Below are 13535 nucleotides of genomic sequence, written 5' to 3' on the forward strand. Positions count from 1 at the left end.
CCGCGTCGCGGAGGCGTCTCGTGAACCGCCGCACCGCGCTGCGCTCCGCTCTGGGTGCCGCGGCCGCCGTGGCCCTCGGCGGCGCCGTCGCGAGCGATGCCACACGCCCGCGCGGCGAGCCCAGCGGCGTGCTGCGGCTGGCAACCGGCGAACCCACCGCGTTCTACGAGGCCTTCGGGCGCCTGCTTGCCGCCGAACTCACCGCGGTGCACCCCGGGTTGCGCGGCCAGGTCAGGACGACCGCGGGCAGCATCGACAACATCGAGCTGCTGCGCGACCGCAAGGCCGACCTCGCCCTCGTCCTCACCGCCACCGCACGGGACGCCGCGGGCACCGGCCTCTTTCCGCGCCCCGTGCCGCTGCGCGCCATCGGCCGGGTCTACGAGACGTACCTCCAGTTCGCCGTACGCGCGGACTCGACCGTGCGCACGGTCGCCGATCTGGCCGGTCATACCGTTTCCCTCGGCGCGGAGGGCTCGGGAGCGGCGGTGTTCGGCGCACGCCTCCTGCACGCCGCAGGGCTCGCGGCCGGCGCGGATGTGCCGGTGCGTCATCTGCCGCTAAACGACGCGGCGGAGGCGACACGCACCGGCGCCGTCGAGGGCCTGCTCGTCGCGGGCGGCGTCCCCCTGCCCACCCTCCAGAACCTCGACGAACGCACCGGCCTGCGCTTCCTCCCGCTGGCCGAACTCCTGCCCCGGCTCGGCAACCGGGACCAACGGGCCGGCGCGGGCCTGGAGCAGGTGACACTGCCCCAGGGCGCCTACCGCAACGCGGCCGGCGTGGCCACCATCGGCGTCTCCAACCTCCTGGTGTGCCGCCCGGACCTCGACGACGAGACGGCGGCCACCCTCACCCGCCTCCTCGTCCGCCGCGCCACATCCCTCGCCCCCGACAACGCGGTGGGCACGCAGTTCCTCGACGTCCGCTCACTGATCGGAACGGGCAGCATCCCACTGCACCCAGGGGCCGCGGAGGCCTACCGGGCACTGCACGGCTGAGCGGAGTGTTAAGGTGAAAAACGCTAGATGGATGCGCAAAAAACTCGCTCATGAATGGTGTTTCTGAGCGGCGCCCCGTGCGGTGTTGGTTCCTATTCGAGGAACGCCAGTGCTTCCTTCGTCCTCTTGAACGAAGGCAGAGAACTGTGCCAGACCCGTATCGTGTGATCATTATTGGCGCCGGCCTTGGCGGCCTCGCGCTCGCCCACGGCCTGCGCTCGCAAGGCATGGATGTCGCCGTCTACGAACGCGATGACCACCCGGGCGCCCGCCCGCAGGGATACCGCATCCAACTCGACGAGCCCGGCCTGACCGGGCTGCAACGCTGCCTGCCCGCACCGCTGTTCCAGCTCTGCCTGGCAACCGCGGCCGCACCGCCGGCGCGGGTGTCGGTCCGCACCCGTCGCTTGGACGTCCTCGCGGACAAGGCGGCACACGACGCTTCCGGCGCGCGGCCCGCGCAGGGCCCGCGTGCGTTCAACCGCCCGACCCTGCGCCAGATCATGCTCTCCGGTCTGCGTGACCACGTGCACTACGGGGCGCGTTTGACCGGTTACCGGCACGAGACATCAGGAACGGTCACGGCACGCTTCGCCGACGGCCGTACGGTGGGCGCCGACCTTCTGGTCGGAGCGGACGGTGTCAACTCGGCAGTGCGCCGAACGCTGTTGCCCGACGCCGGGGTCGAGGATGCCGGCCTGCGGCTGATCTACGGCAAGATCCCGCTCGAAGGAAGAGGCCGCGCGGGCGTCCCGAGCTGGGTCTTCGACAGCATTTTCACCGTGGTCACCGGCGGCCCGGGCCACCCGCACCTTGGCCTGGGCCCGGTGGAGCTCGGCAGCCGGCCCGAACAGGCCGGACTGGCCCATGTCCCGCCTGCGGCACTCTCCCCGGTCGGCGACTACGTCGCCTGCATGGTCGGCGGCCCCGTCGATCACTCGGCGATGCCGTCCTTCGCGGAACTGCGCGAACTCGCCCCGGCGAGCCTGCGCGCCGTCGCCCTTGAAGTGCTGGGCAGCGACTGGCACGAGGACGTCCACCGGCTGCTGGAACTGTGGGACGCCGACTCCCTGTTCCCGCTGCGGATCTCCACCGCCGCCACCGAGCCCGTCTGGGAGTCAGGCCCGGTCACGCTGATCGGGGACGCGATCCACGCGATGAGCCCCGTCCTGGCGATGGGTGCCAACACCGCCATCCGTGACGCCAGTGAACTCACTCGTGCTCTGTCCGAAGCGGCCGGCACGGGCGAGCCGCCGACGGAAGCGGTCCGCGCGTACGAGAACCGCATGACGGACTACGCCTTCTCGATCGTGGCCAACTCCCGGCAGACGGGCCAGCAGCGCGTCGGGCAGCGGTGACCCAGTGTGTCAGCGGCACTCACCGGCCGCTGACACACTCCTCGATCACCGACACGACCTGATCCGTCGCGGGCGAAGTCCGCTGTGTACGGCGGGCGAGGAGCAGATCGACCAACTCCGGTTCCGCGAGCGGCACATACGTGACCCCGTCGAGGTTGAGGCTGCGCACCGACTGCGGAACGAGAGCCACGCCGTGCCCGGCCGCCACGAAGACGACCAGCGTCGCCGTCTCGCCGACCTCGGTGAGTGAGTGGGGCCGGAATCCCGCCCCCTCGCACGCGGACAGCACCCGGTCGTACATCGAGGACCGGGACCGCGAGGGATGGACGACGAACGGCTCGTCGGCCAGTGCCGCCAGCTCGACGCTCGCGCTGCCCGCCAGCGGGTGGTGCGAGGGCAGCACCGCCACCAGCGGCTCGGACCGCAGCGGTGTGACGAGCAGGTCCGTGTCCGCGGCGGCGCCGCGGACGACCGCGAGATCGTAGGTGCCGGAGCGCACGCCCTCGACCAGTTCTGGGGTGAGGAGTTCGCCGCGCAGGTCAAGGGTGATGTCGGGCAGCCGGGCCCGCACGGTCCGTGCGACCCGGGGGAGCACGTCGTACGTGGCTGTGCCGATGAAGCCCACCGACACCCGGCCCGCGTGACCGGTTGCCAGCTCCCGCATGTGGACGCGGGCCCGCTCCTCCTCCGTCAGCAAGGCGCGGGCGTAGTGGGTGAGTTGGCGGCCCGCTTCGGTGGGTTCGACGCGGCGCGTGGAGCGGTGGAACAGGGTGACTCCCAGCTCCCGTTCCAGCTGTTTGATCTGCTGCGAGAGTGCGGGCTGTGCCACGTGCAGACGGGCCGCCGCGCGGCCGAAGTGGCATTCCTCGGTGAGGGCGAGGAAGGACCGGAGCTGACGGAGTTCCATGGCCCCAGCCTATCCGACTCATAAAGCCATCTTATTAATCCATGTCGATTAGGTCTTGGACGTGATGAACCTGGTGGTTCTACGGTGAGGAGCGTGACTGACAGTTATCTGTACGCAGCGACACGCACGCCCTTCGGACGGTTCTCGGGAGGCCTCGCGGACGTCCGCCCGGACGACCTCGCCGCCCGCGCCGTCACCGGGACACTCGCCAAGACCCCCGACCTCGACCCGGCCGAGATCGGCGACGTCGTCTGGGGCAACGCCAACGGCGCCGGTGAGGACAATCGCAACGTCGGCAGGATGGCGGTCCTTCTGGCCGGGCTGCCGACGTCGGTGCCCGCCACGACGGTCAACCGGCTGTGCGGCTCCTCCCTGGACGCCGCGATCATCGCCTCCCGCGCCATCGAGACCGGCGACGCGGACATCGTGCTCACCGGCGGCGTCGAGTCCATGACCCGCGCGCCCTGGGTGCTGCCCAAGCCGACGCGCGCCTTCCCCGCCGGGGACGCCACCGCCGTGTCCACGACGCTCGGCTGGCGCCTGGTCAACGAGCGCATGCCCAAGGAGTGGACCGTCTCGCTCGGCGAGGCCAACGAGCAGCTCGCCGACCGCTTCGACGTCCCGCGCGAGCGCCAGGACGCCTTCGCCGCCCGCTCCCACAATCTCGCCGACGACGCCTGGAACGCGGGCTTCTACGACGACCTGGTCGTGCCGGTCACCGTCGATGCCAAGGGCGCCACGTTGGCGCGGGACGAGGGCATCCGCCCCGGGTCCACGCCGGAGAAGCTGGCCGGGCTCAAGCCCGTCTTCCGGCCCGACGGTGTCATCACGGCGGGCAACGCCTCCCCGTTGAGCGACGGCGCCTCCGCCGTCCTGCTCGGCTCGGGTGCCGCCGCCGCACGTATCGGCGTCGACCCCGTGGCCCGTATCGCCGGACGTGGTGTGTCCGCGCTCGACCCGCAGATGTTCGGCTACGCCCCCGTGGAGGCGGCGAACCGGGCGCTGAAGGCGGCAGGCATCACCTGGTCCGACGTCGCCGCCGTCGAGCTCAACGAGGCGTTCGCCGTGCAGTCGTTGGCCTGCGTGGATGCCTGGGAGGTGGACCCGGACATCGTCAACGCCAAGGGCGGGGCGATCGCCCTCGGCCATCCGCTCGGTGCGTCCGGCGGCCGGCTGCTCGGCACCCTCGCCCACCGGCTGCGCGAGTCCGGCGAACGCTGGGGTGTCGCGGCCATCTGCATCGGAGTGGGCCAGGCGCTCGCCGTGGTCCTGGAGAACGTGACGGGAGACCAGTCATGACGACACGTATCTGCGCCGACGTCGACGAGGCGGTGGCCGGGATCGAGGACGGCGCCACCGTGCTCGTCGGCGGATTCGGCATGGCCGGCATGCCGGTCGACCTGATCGACGCGCTCATCCGCCAGGGCGGCACCGACCTCACGGTGGTGTCCAACAACGCCGGCAACGGTGACACGGGACTCGCCGCGCTCCTGGCCAAGGGGCGGGTCCGCAAGGTGATCTGCTCGTTCCCGCGGCAGAAGGACTCGTGGGTCTTCGACGACCTCTACCGCGCGGGCCGCATCGAGCTTGAGGTCGTGCCGCAGGGCAACCTCGCCGAACGCATGCGGGCCGCCGGCGCGGGCATCGGCGCGTTCTACTGCCCGACCGGCGTGGGCACGCTGCTCGCCGAGGGCAAGGAGACCCGCGAGATCGACGGCCGTACCTACGTTCTCGAGTACCCCATCAAGGGCGACGTCGCGTTGATCGGCGCCCACCGCGCCGACCGCATGGGCAACCTCGTCTACCGCAAGACCGCGCGCAACTTCGGCCCGGTCATGGCGACGGCGGCGACCACCGTGATCGCGCAGGTCCGCGAGATCGTCGAGACCGGCACGCTCGATCCGGAGACCGTCGTGACCCCGAGCATCTATGTCGACCGAGTGGTGCAGGAGGCGGCCCGCGCATGACATTCACGAACACAGCCCCGTCCGTGACCGGACAGGGCCCACTGAGCAAGCACGAGATCGCCGCCCTCATCGCACGCGACATCCCGCAAGGCGCCTTCGTCAACCTGGGCATCGGCCAGCCGACCCTCGTCGCAGACCACCTGCCGGCCGACTCGGGCGTGGTGCTCCACACCGAGAACGGCATGCTCAACATGGGTCCCGCCGCCCAGGGCGACGAGATCGACGCCGACTTGACGAACGCGGGCAAGATCCCGGTCACCGAGCTGCCCGGAACCGCGTACTTCCACCACGCCGACTCCTTCGCCATGATGCGCGGCGGGCACCTGGACACATGTGTGCTCGGCGCGTTCCAGGTCTCGGCCCGCGGCGACCTAGCCAACTGGCACACGGGCGCCCCGGATGCCATCCCCGCCGTCGGCGGCGCGATGGACCTGGCGATCGGGGCCAAGCAGGTCTTCGTGATGATGACCCTCTTCACCAAGGACGGCACACCCAAGCTGGTCCCCGACTGCACCTACCCGCTCACCGGCCTCGGCTGCGTCGACCGTGTCTACACCGACCTGGCGGTCTTCGACATCACCGCGGAGGGCGTGCGGGTCACGCAGACCTTCGGCATCACGCTCGATGAGTTGGCAGCGCGCATGGACGTGCCGCTGATCGCATCCGGGCAGTGACGGGCATTCAGCAGCACGGATGACGGGACCGTCTCACCACCAAGTGGTGAGACGGTCCCGTCATGTCCGGTGGGTGTCACCCCGCATTGTCCCGCCTGAACTCCTCCTCGAACTGCTCCAGCGTCTTGCCCCGGGTCTCCGGGACCGAGGTGACGATGAAGATGCACGCGAGGACGCCGAGCGCGGCGAAGACGAAGAAGGTCGGCGCGATCCCGAGCGAGGAGACCAACGGCGGGAAGCCGAAGGCGACTGAGGCATTGGTGAGCCACAGGACGAAGACGCAGACACCCATCGCGAAGCTGCGGATCTTGAGGGGGAAGATCTCGGCGAGGATGAGCCAGCCCAGCGGCCCGAGGGTGGCCTGCATGGAGAACACGAAACAGACCACGAACGCCATGATCAGGTACGGCTTGAAGGCGGCACTGTCCGGGATGAGCAGCGCCGAGGCTCCGATGAGCACGTGGAAGGTCACGATCAAGGTGTAGCCGCCGAGCAGCATGGTGCGCCGGTCGACCCGGTTGATCAGCATGATCCCGACGGCGATCCCCAGGACGCTGGCCAGGCCGTTGAAGGTGTTCGCGAGGATCGCGCCGTTCGCGGAGAACCCGGAGTCCTCGAGGAGTTGCGTGCCGTAGTACATGATCGCGTTGATGCCGGTGATCTGCTGGCAGATCCCCACGCCGATGCCGACGAGGACGAGGCGGCGGATCCACGGCACGGCGAGGTCGGCCCAGCCGCCGGTTCTCGACGCGTTGTCCTCGTCGGAGAGTTGATGGACCTCGGCCATCTCCGCCTCGGCCCGCTCAGGGCCGCGGACCTGCTTCAGCACGTTCAGGGCGGCCTCGTCCTGGCCCTGGGCGCTGAGCCAGCGCGGACTCTCCGGCACGCGCAGCATGCCGAAGAAGAGCGCGAAGGCCGGCAGGACGGAGACGATGAGCATGAACCGCCAGATGCCGTCGTGCTCGCCCCAGATGCTGAAGATGAACGCGTTGATGACGAACGCCGCGAACTGACCGGAGACGATCATGACTTCGTTGCGGGTGACCAGCGAGCCACGCTTCTCGTACGGCGAGATCTCGGCGAGGTAGACCGGGACGGCGACCGAGCAGCCCCCGACGGCGAGACCGAGGACGAAGCGGAAGAGCGTGAGCACCTGCCAGTCGGGGGACAGGAAGCAGCCGAGCGTCCCGCAGGCGAACACCGTGGACAGGATCAGGATCGTGCGCCGGCGCCCGAACCGGTCGCAGAGGCGGCCTCCGACGACCGCCCCGAATGCCGCGCCGAAGACGAGGGCGCTGACCACGAGGCCCTCGCTGAACGCGGTGAGTCCCAGGTCGTGTTCCATCGGTTTGAGGGCGCCGTTGACCACGCCGGTGTCGTATCCGAAGAGCAGGCCACCGAACGTCGCCACGACGGCTATCAGGCCGAGACGCTTGGAGTGCGGCCCCGGCGTGTCCGGAGGAAGGGCCGGCCGGGTTGTCGCCGTTGTCACCTCGGTAGTTGCGGACGGTGCACCGCGGCTCATGGGTGATGTCCTCTCGGTGTGGCGTCGGCGGTTACGCGGACGCGAGCACGATGTCGAAGCGGGCGCGCGCCCAGGTGCGGTGGCCGAGTTCACGTCCGTCGGGCGTCGGGGCGTCGGCGGGCTGCTGGACGAAGTCCTTGATCAGGGAGTCCTTGACACCGAAGACGGTGTCGGACGCGAGGAGTTCGTCGCCCCGGACGAAGATGTGTGTCACCAGGGTCCGCAGTTGCGGGGCGGTCACCATGAAGTGCAGGTGCGAGGCGCGCATGGGGGAGCGCCCGGTGGCCGCGAGCATCCTGCCCACAGGTCCGTCATGGGGGATCGGGTACGGCGTCGGGGTGAGGCCCCAGAACCGGAAGCCGCCCTCCTCGTCGCTGAACAGGTGCGCCCTGCCGCTGACACGGTCGTCGGTGTACTGGACGTCGTAGAAGCCGTCCTCGTCGGCTTCCCACACCTCGATGCGCGCGTTCGGGACGGGGTTGCCCTCGGTGTCCCGCACCGTGCCCTCGACCCAGCAGGGCTGCCCGACGGCGCTGCCGGAGAGGTCGCCGCCCTGCTCGATGCGGGGCGCGTCGTCGACGAAGAACGGGCCGAAGACGGTGGCCTCGGTGGTGTCCCCGCGCGCTTCGTTGTTGACGTTGACGGTCTGCATCGACGCGCCGAGAACGTCGGAGAGCAGGATGAACTCCTGTCGGCGGTCGTCGGTGATGTGACCGACCTCGGTGAGGAACTCGATCGCCTTGTTCCACTCCTCCTCCGTCAGGCGCACCTCGCGGACGAACGCGTGGAGGTGACGGACGAGTGCCTGCATGACCTGCCCGAGACGAGGGTCCTGGCAGTCGTCGAACGACTGGAGGACGGTCTCGACGAGGCGTTCCTCCACGGCCTGTTGGGCCTTGGAGACGTCGTGCGGTCCAGTGGCCGGGACGGTGTCGGCGTTGAGGCTGCGATCAGGCATGGGTCTCCTCGGTTACGTGTGCCGGTGTCTTGGATACGGGACGGTGGTGCCGTCAGGCCGAGCCGGGTTCCGTGCTCGGCTGCTCTCCCGCCCAGGCCGCGCGGAGCAGGCCGCTCACGGCTTCGTGGGTGATGGTGCGGGGGTTTCCGTACGAGCGGCTGGTGACCTCGTCGGCGATGCGGCCGATGTCGGACTCCCGCATGCCGAGTTCGGCGAGGGAGCGCGGCGCGTTCAGCTCTCCGGCGAGGTGCCAGAGGCGCTGCGCGGGGCCGCCTTCGCCGGGCAACACCCGGGTCAGTGCCGCCACCGCGTCGGGCGTGGCCGGTTCGTTGAAGGCGAGGGCGTGCGGGAGCACCACCGTGTGGGTCTGCGCGTGCGGCAGGTTCAGGGTGCCGCCCAGGGCGTGGCACAGCTTGTGGTGCAGGGACATCGTCGTCGCGCCCAGACAGGCACCGCACAGCCACGAGCCGTACAGCGCCTCGGAGCGCGCGGCGGCGTCCGCCGCGTCGGCGACGATGCCGGGCAGCGCCGAGCTCAGGGCGCGGACGCCTTCCTGAGCCATCAGGGAGATGATGGGTGTCGCGTCGGGCGCGTACAGTGCCTCGACCGCATGCGCGATCGCATTGAATCCGCTGGTCACCGACATCGAAACCGGCAGCGACACGGTGAGTTCGGGATCGTAGACGACGCTGCGGGGCAGCACGCGCGCATCCCGCCCGGTCTCCTTGCGGCCGTCGGTGGTGAGGCCCCAGACCGGTGTCATCTCGGAACCGGAGTACGTGGTGGGTACGGCCACCACCGGCAGGCCGTGCTTGAGCGCGATCGCCTTGCCGAGGCCGATCGCCGAGCCGCCGCCCACCGTCACGCACCCGTCGGCGCCGACATCGGCGGCCCGCGCACTGGCACGCTCGGCCACCTCGGCCGGTACGTGCATCACGGCATCCGCCAGTACGCCTACGCAGCGCTTCCCCAGGGCGCCCGCCACCAACTCCGCTGTCTCCTCCTGCCCTGGCGAGCACAGGACCAGGACGCGTCCGAGCCCGATCTGGTCCAGCTCGTCGGGCAGGGCCGACAGCGACTTCGCCCCGAATCGGACGCGCATGGGCAGGGCTTCGTGGACGAAAGATTGGATCATCGGCGTCGTCTCCTCGATGGAGACTTCCTCCTCGGGCGTGATGATGCGGCTGTGCGACGGGTCCGTGTGATGTGCGACGGAGCGGCCCGCGGCGCGATCCGGTGCCATACAGTGGACGCGATGTTCGCACAGTGATGTGATGTCGCGCCAGAGGTTACGCTCGCAATATTCGGACAGCGTGACCACTCCGTGAGAACGCAGGGATGAGGCAGGGATTGAGTGCCATTCAGTTGTTGAAGAAGGCGGCCCAGATCGTCGACGAACTGGCTCGACTCGGCCCCTCGACTCCGTCGGAGCTGGCCAAGGCGGTCGCCGAACCCCGCCCGACCGTCTACCGGGTGGCCGCCGCCCTCGAACGCACGCAGTTGGTGCGCCCGGCGGGTGAGGGACGCCTCGAGCTGGGAACCGGAGTGCTGCGCCTGGGTGATGCGGTCGTCGACGCCTACGTCGATCGCGTCGAGCTGCGCAAGCAGTTGCGCTGGGCGCAGGGGCAACTCGGCATGAATGTGTCCTTCCGTGTCCTCCAAGAAGACGGGGCGCTGTGCCTGGATCAGGTGGACGGATCCGACGTGGACATGCTGGTGCTCGCACCGGGCAGAACGCTTCCCCTCCATGCGGGAGCGGCCTCCCAGGCCCTTCTTGCCTTCTCGCCGCCCGAGTTCCGCAGCCGGGTGCTCGCACGCGCGCCGTACGAGCCCCTCACCCCGGCGACGCCGGTGACGGCAGCCGATCTCCGGCGCAGACTCGAAGAGACCGCCGACCGTGGGTGGAGCGTCGAGGACGGTGAGGCGATCGAGGGCGTCGCCTCCGTCGGCGCCCCCGTACGGGACCGGGACGGGGCCGTCGTGGGGGTCATCTGCGTAGCGGGCCTCAGGGAGCGCGTCCTCGCGCAGGAGACCGCCGCGGGCGAGACCGTCCTGGCGGCGGCGCGGGCGATCGAGGCGTCCCTGGACCAGCCCCGCTCCGGCGGCCCCGGTGGGCCGGCGGCACGTTCGCCCGTCGTGCCGGACGATCAGGCGGGGACGCGCTCCCCGGCCGTGATCGCCAAGGCCGGCGCGCTCATGGAGGTGTTGGCCGACGAAGGTGTCGCCACCTCGGCCCGTCTCACCGAGCGGCTCGAAGAGCCGGTCAGCTCGGTCTACCGCATGCTCGGCACCCTGGCCGAGGCCGGCTGGGTGGAGCAGATCGGGCCGCGCGGCGCCTATCGCGTGGGCAGCAAGATGCTGCGCCTGTCCGGTGAACTCACCCGCCGCCTGGACATCCGCAGGGCGGCGATGCCGGTCCTGGACGCCATCCACCGCGCAACCGGTGAGACGACCTTCCTGACCATCCGCCGTGGCACGCGGGCCGTGTGCATCGAGCGGGTCGACGGCGTACGCGTCAACAGCCGGGTGCTGCAACTGGGGCAGTCGCTGCCGCTCCATGTGGGGGCGGCCCCCCGCGCGTTGCTCGCCTTCGAGGAACGCGCCGCGTGGGACGAGTACGCCGCGATCGCCACTAACTCCGGAGACCCGTGGCGCGACCTCCGGTCCCGTCCCGAGCTCTACGCGGACCTGGAGCGGATCCGCGAGAAGGGTCATGTCGTCAGCGACAACAACGTGACCCCTGGGATCGCCGCGATCGGCGCACCCATCTTCAATCATCGCGGCGAGGTCGCGGCCTCGTTGTCGGTCAGTGGGCTGCGCGAAGGCATCCTGGCCGCCCCGGCAGGGGAGCCGTCCGTCGTGGACCTGGTCCGCGGTGGGGCGCAGGAGCTCTCCCGGTACCTCGGCGCCCCGTCGCCCGCCGACGGTGACGACGCGTCAAGCGGCGCCCGTCCGAGGTGATGGAACCCACAGCAAACTCTGTCTTGTGGACGCCCTGTCCAGTGTGTGACAGTGGCGGCTCCCGGAGGCAACAACCTCGGATCTCACACCAGTTCGCGCTCTCGCCCCGAGCGGGCCGGCGACTTGGAACGACAGGAGAGCAACCTTGGAACCGATCATTGTGGGGCTCCTGGGCATCACCCACCCGCACGCGTCGGCGCGGGTCCGCGCCCTGCGCGCGATCGAGGGCGTGGAGGTCGTCGCGGCCGCCGACGACGACCCCCGACTCACGTACTTCGCCGAAAAGTACGGACTCGAAGCGCGCACCATCGACGGTGTGCTTCAGGACGAGCGCATCAACGCCGTCATGGTCCACTCCAAGAGCCGCGACATGGTTCCGCACGCCCTGAAGGCGCTGGACGCGGGCAAGTCCGTGGTCGTCGAGAAGCCCGGCGGCGGCACGGCAGAAGACCTGCTGCGCCTGCGCCGGGCCGAGGCGGAGGCCAAGCCCGGCCAGGTCGTGCAGGTCGGCTACAACGTGCGTCTGGCCCAATCCGTGAGCCGCGCGAAGGAGTTGATCGAGCAGGGCCTGATCGGTGAGGTCGTCACCGTCTCCGCCCGGGGCGCCGCCCTGGTCGGCGAGCACGAGACGCAGCACCTCAACCAGCCGGCCGACATGGGCGGCGTCCTGTGGATCCTCGGCTGCCACATGCTCGACTCCCTGGTGCGCATGTTCGGCGCCCCCGAGTCGATCAACGCCCGCGTGCGCAAGTCGCCCAAGCTCTCCGGCGGGTCGAGCCGCGAGGACTCCGCCGCGGTGCTCCTCAACTACCCCGACAAGTCCATGACGTTCAACTTCGACGGCCACGACCACCTCGAGTGGTTCGAGAGCTCCCGCATCAGCGTCTACGGCACCCGCGGCATGATCGAACTCGGCATCCTCCCGCAGAAGTTGCGCGTCTACGTCGACGAGGACCGCGGCGGATACCCGGCCGGCTGGACCGAGTGGACCCAGAGCCACTTCACCCCGCCCTTCGCCCGCACCGAGGCGAACAAGTTCTCCGAGCTCCCCGAGCTCGAGAACATCAGCAACTTCCACCCCGAGATGCGCGGTTGGGTCGACAGCATCCGCACCGGTGCCCCCGTCGTCGCCCCCGTGTCGGACGCCCTGACCGTGGCCCGCATCGTCGACGCCTGCTACCGCTCCGAGAAGGAACGCGGCGCCTCGGTCGACGTGGAGGCCGGCGCATGAGCGGGCCCGCCCGGGTGATACCCGGTCTGATCGCCACCTGTTGGACCAGCGCGGGCGACGTCGCGCCGATGCTGGACGACGAGCGCAGCCCGGTCCCGCTGGACGAGCGCATCGCCGCCGTCGCGCGCACCGGCTGGGCAGGCATCGGCCTGGTCCACGCCGACCTGGTCGAGGCGCGGGACACCATCGGCTACGCCGAACTGTCCCGGAGGATCCGCGAGGCCGGCATCGGCATCGTAGAGGTCGAGTTCCTCGACAACTGGTGGACCACCGGAGCCGAGCGCGCCGCCGCGGACGTCGTCCGCGCCGACCTCTTCGAAGCCGCCACCGCACTCGGCGCCCACCACATCAAGGCCGGAGCGGGACTGGCGGAGAACCCGCTGCCTCTCGCCCATCTGGCCGACGCCTTCGCCGACTTGGCGGACGAGGCCGCCGCATCGGGCATCCACCTAGCGCTGGAAGCGACACCCTTCTCGCACCTGAGGACCACCCGGGAAGCGGTCGAGGTGGTCACCAAGTCCGACAGCCCATCGGCGGGTCTGCTGATCGACGTGTGGCACACCTACAAGGGCCGCCTCGCCAACGACGATGTGTGGAACGTCGTGCCCATGGAGCGGGTCACCGCGGTCGAGATCAACGACGGAGTCGCCGGGATCCGGGACACCGTCGCCGGCATGGTCGACGACAGCAGCAACCACCGCAAGTACTGCGGCGAAGGCGCCTTCGACACCCCCACGTTCGTCCAGCGGACCATCGACGCCGGATACCGCGGCGCCTGGGGCGTCGAGATCATCTCGGCCGAGCACCGGGGCCTGCCGATGGCCGAGGGCCTGAAGCGCGCCTACGACACCGCGGTGAGCTGCTTCCCGAGCAGCCACCGGGCCGGCTGAGCACTCCCGGTCGAACCCACACCGCCATGACACCCGCACCGTCATGTTCTGAAAGGAACCACC

Annotated in this window: 12 protein-coding genes; 8 read left to right on the forward strand and 4 right to left on the reverse strand. The window is 70.1% G+C overall.

All coding sequences use genetic code 11. The annotated features are described in order from the left end of the window. Window positions 1-20: 20 nt before the first annotated feature. The gene (locus tag ACWD2L_RS02770; protein WP_351331334.1) at window positions 21-1001 is read left to right on the forward strand and encodes a TAXI family TRAP transporter solute-binding subunit; all 981 of its coding nucleotides are present in this window, start codon (window positions 21-23) and stop codon (window positions 999-1001) included. A 164-nt stretch (window positions 1002-1165) separates the two neighbouring features. Beyond that, window positions 1166-2359: an FAD-dependent oxidoreductase gene (locus ACWD2L_RS02775; protein WP_351331335.1), complete on the forward strand. Its 1194-nt coding sequence runs from the start codon at window positions 1166-1168 to the stop codon at window positions 2357-2359. A 19-nt stretch (window positions 2360-2378) separates the two neighbouring features. On the opposite strand, the gene ACWD2L_RS02780 is transcribed toward ACWD2L_RS02775, so the two are convergent. Continuing rightward, complete coding sequence (locus tag ACWD2L_RS02780; RefSeq protein WP_351331336.1) at window positions 2379-3266, reverse strand: LysR family transcriptional regulator; 888 nt, start codon at window positions 3264-3266, stop codon at window positions 2379-2381. Between the two features lie 93 nt (window positions 3267-3359). On the opposite strand from ACWD2L_RS02780, the gene ACWD2L_RS02785 reads away from it, so the two are divergent. The 3 genes from ACWD2L_RS02785 to ACWD2L_RS02795 are packed head-to-tail and all read left to right on the forward strand — an operon-like array spanning window position 3360 to window position 5907. Next, complete coding sequence (locus tag ACWD2L_RS02785; protein WP_351331337.1) at window positions 3360-4565, forward strand: thiolase family protein; 1206 nt, start codon at window positions 3360-3362, stop codon at window positions 4563-4565. Next, window positions 4562-5233 carry a 3-oxoacid CoA-transferase subunit A gene (locus ACWD2L_RS02790; RefSeq protein WP_351331338.1) on the forward strand — a complete coding sequence of 224 codons (672 nt, stop codon included), beginning with the start codon at window positions 4562-4564 and terminating at the stop codon, window positions 5231-5233. The genes ACWD2L_RS02785 and ACWD2L_RS02790 overlap by 4 nt, the downstream gene beginning before the upstream one ends. Next, window positions 5230-5907 carry a 3-oxoacid CoA-transferase subunit B gene (locus ACWD2L_RS02795; RefSeq protein WP_351331339.1) on the forward strand — a complete coding sequence of 226 codons (678 nt, stop codon included), beginning with the start codon at window positions 5230-5232 and terminating at the stop codon, window positions 5905-5907. Before ACWD2L_RS02790 ends, ACWD2L_RS02795 begins: the two co-directional genes overlap by 4 nt. Window positions 5908-5983: 76 nt before the next feature. Here the strand turns inward: ACWD2L_RS02795 and ACWD2L_RS02800 are convergent, their stop codons facing one another. The 3 genes from ACWD2L_RS02800 to ACWD2L_RS02810 are packed head-to-tail and all read right to left on the reverse strand — an operon-like array spanning window position 5984 to window position 9525. Further along, a complete protein-coding gene (locus ACWD2L_RS02800; protein WP_351331340.1) occupies window positions 5984-7525 on the reverse strand; it encodes a sugar porter family MFS transporter in 1542 nt (513 codons plus the stop codon). Further along, window positions 7464-8390 carry an intradiol ring-cleavage dioxygenase gene (locus tag ACWD2L_RS02805; protein WP_351331341.1) on the reverse strand — a complete coding sequence of 309 codons (927 nt, stop codon included), beginning with the start codon at window positions 8388-8390 and terminating at the stop codon, window positions 7464-7466. Before ACWD2L_RS02805 ends, ACWD2L_RS02800 begins: the two co-directional genes overlap by 62 nt. Before the next feature lie 52 nt (window positions 8391-8442). After that, window positions 8443-9525 carry a maleylacetate reductase gene (locus tag ACWD2L_RS02810; RefSeq protein WP_351331359.1) on the reverse strand — a complete coding sequence of 361 codons (1083 nt, stop codon included), beginning with the start codon at window positions 9523-9525 and terminating at the stop codon, window positions 8443-8445. A gap of 215 nt (window positions 9526-9740) precedes the next feature. Here ACWD2L_RS02810 and ACWD2L_RS02815 point away from each other — a divergent pair, with 215 nt between their 5' ends. The 3 genes from ACWD2L_RS02815 to ACWD2L_RS02825 all read left to right on the forward strand — a co-directional run bounded on the left by ACWD2L_RS02815 (window position 9741) and on the right by ACWD2L_RS02825 (window position 13472). Next, a complete protein-coding gene (locus ACWD2L_RS02815) occupies window positions 9741-11351 on the forward strand; it encodes an IclR family transcriptional regulator (RefSeq protein ID WP_351331342.1) in 1611 nt (536 codons plus the stop codon). A gap of 145 nt (window positions 11352-11496) precedes the next feature. Further along, entirely contained in the window at window positions 11497-12582 is a 1086-nt protein-coding gene (locus ACWD2L_RS02820) for a Gfo/Idh/MocA family protein (RefSeq protein ID WP_351331343.1), read from the forward strand. Beyond that, the gene (locus ACWD2L_RS02825) at window positions 12579-13472 is read left to right on the forward strand and encodes a sugar phosphate isomerase/epimerase family protein (RefSeq protein WP_351331344.1); all 894 of its coding nucleotides are present in this window, start codon (window positions 12579-12581) and stop codon (window positions 13470-13472) included. The genes ACWD2L_RS02820 and ACWD2L_RS02825 overlap by 4 nt, the downstream gene beginning before the upstream one ends. Window positions 13473-13535 lie beyond the last annotated feature (63 nt).

This window comes from Streptomyces sp. NPDC002754 (genome assembly GCF_053592315.1).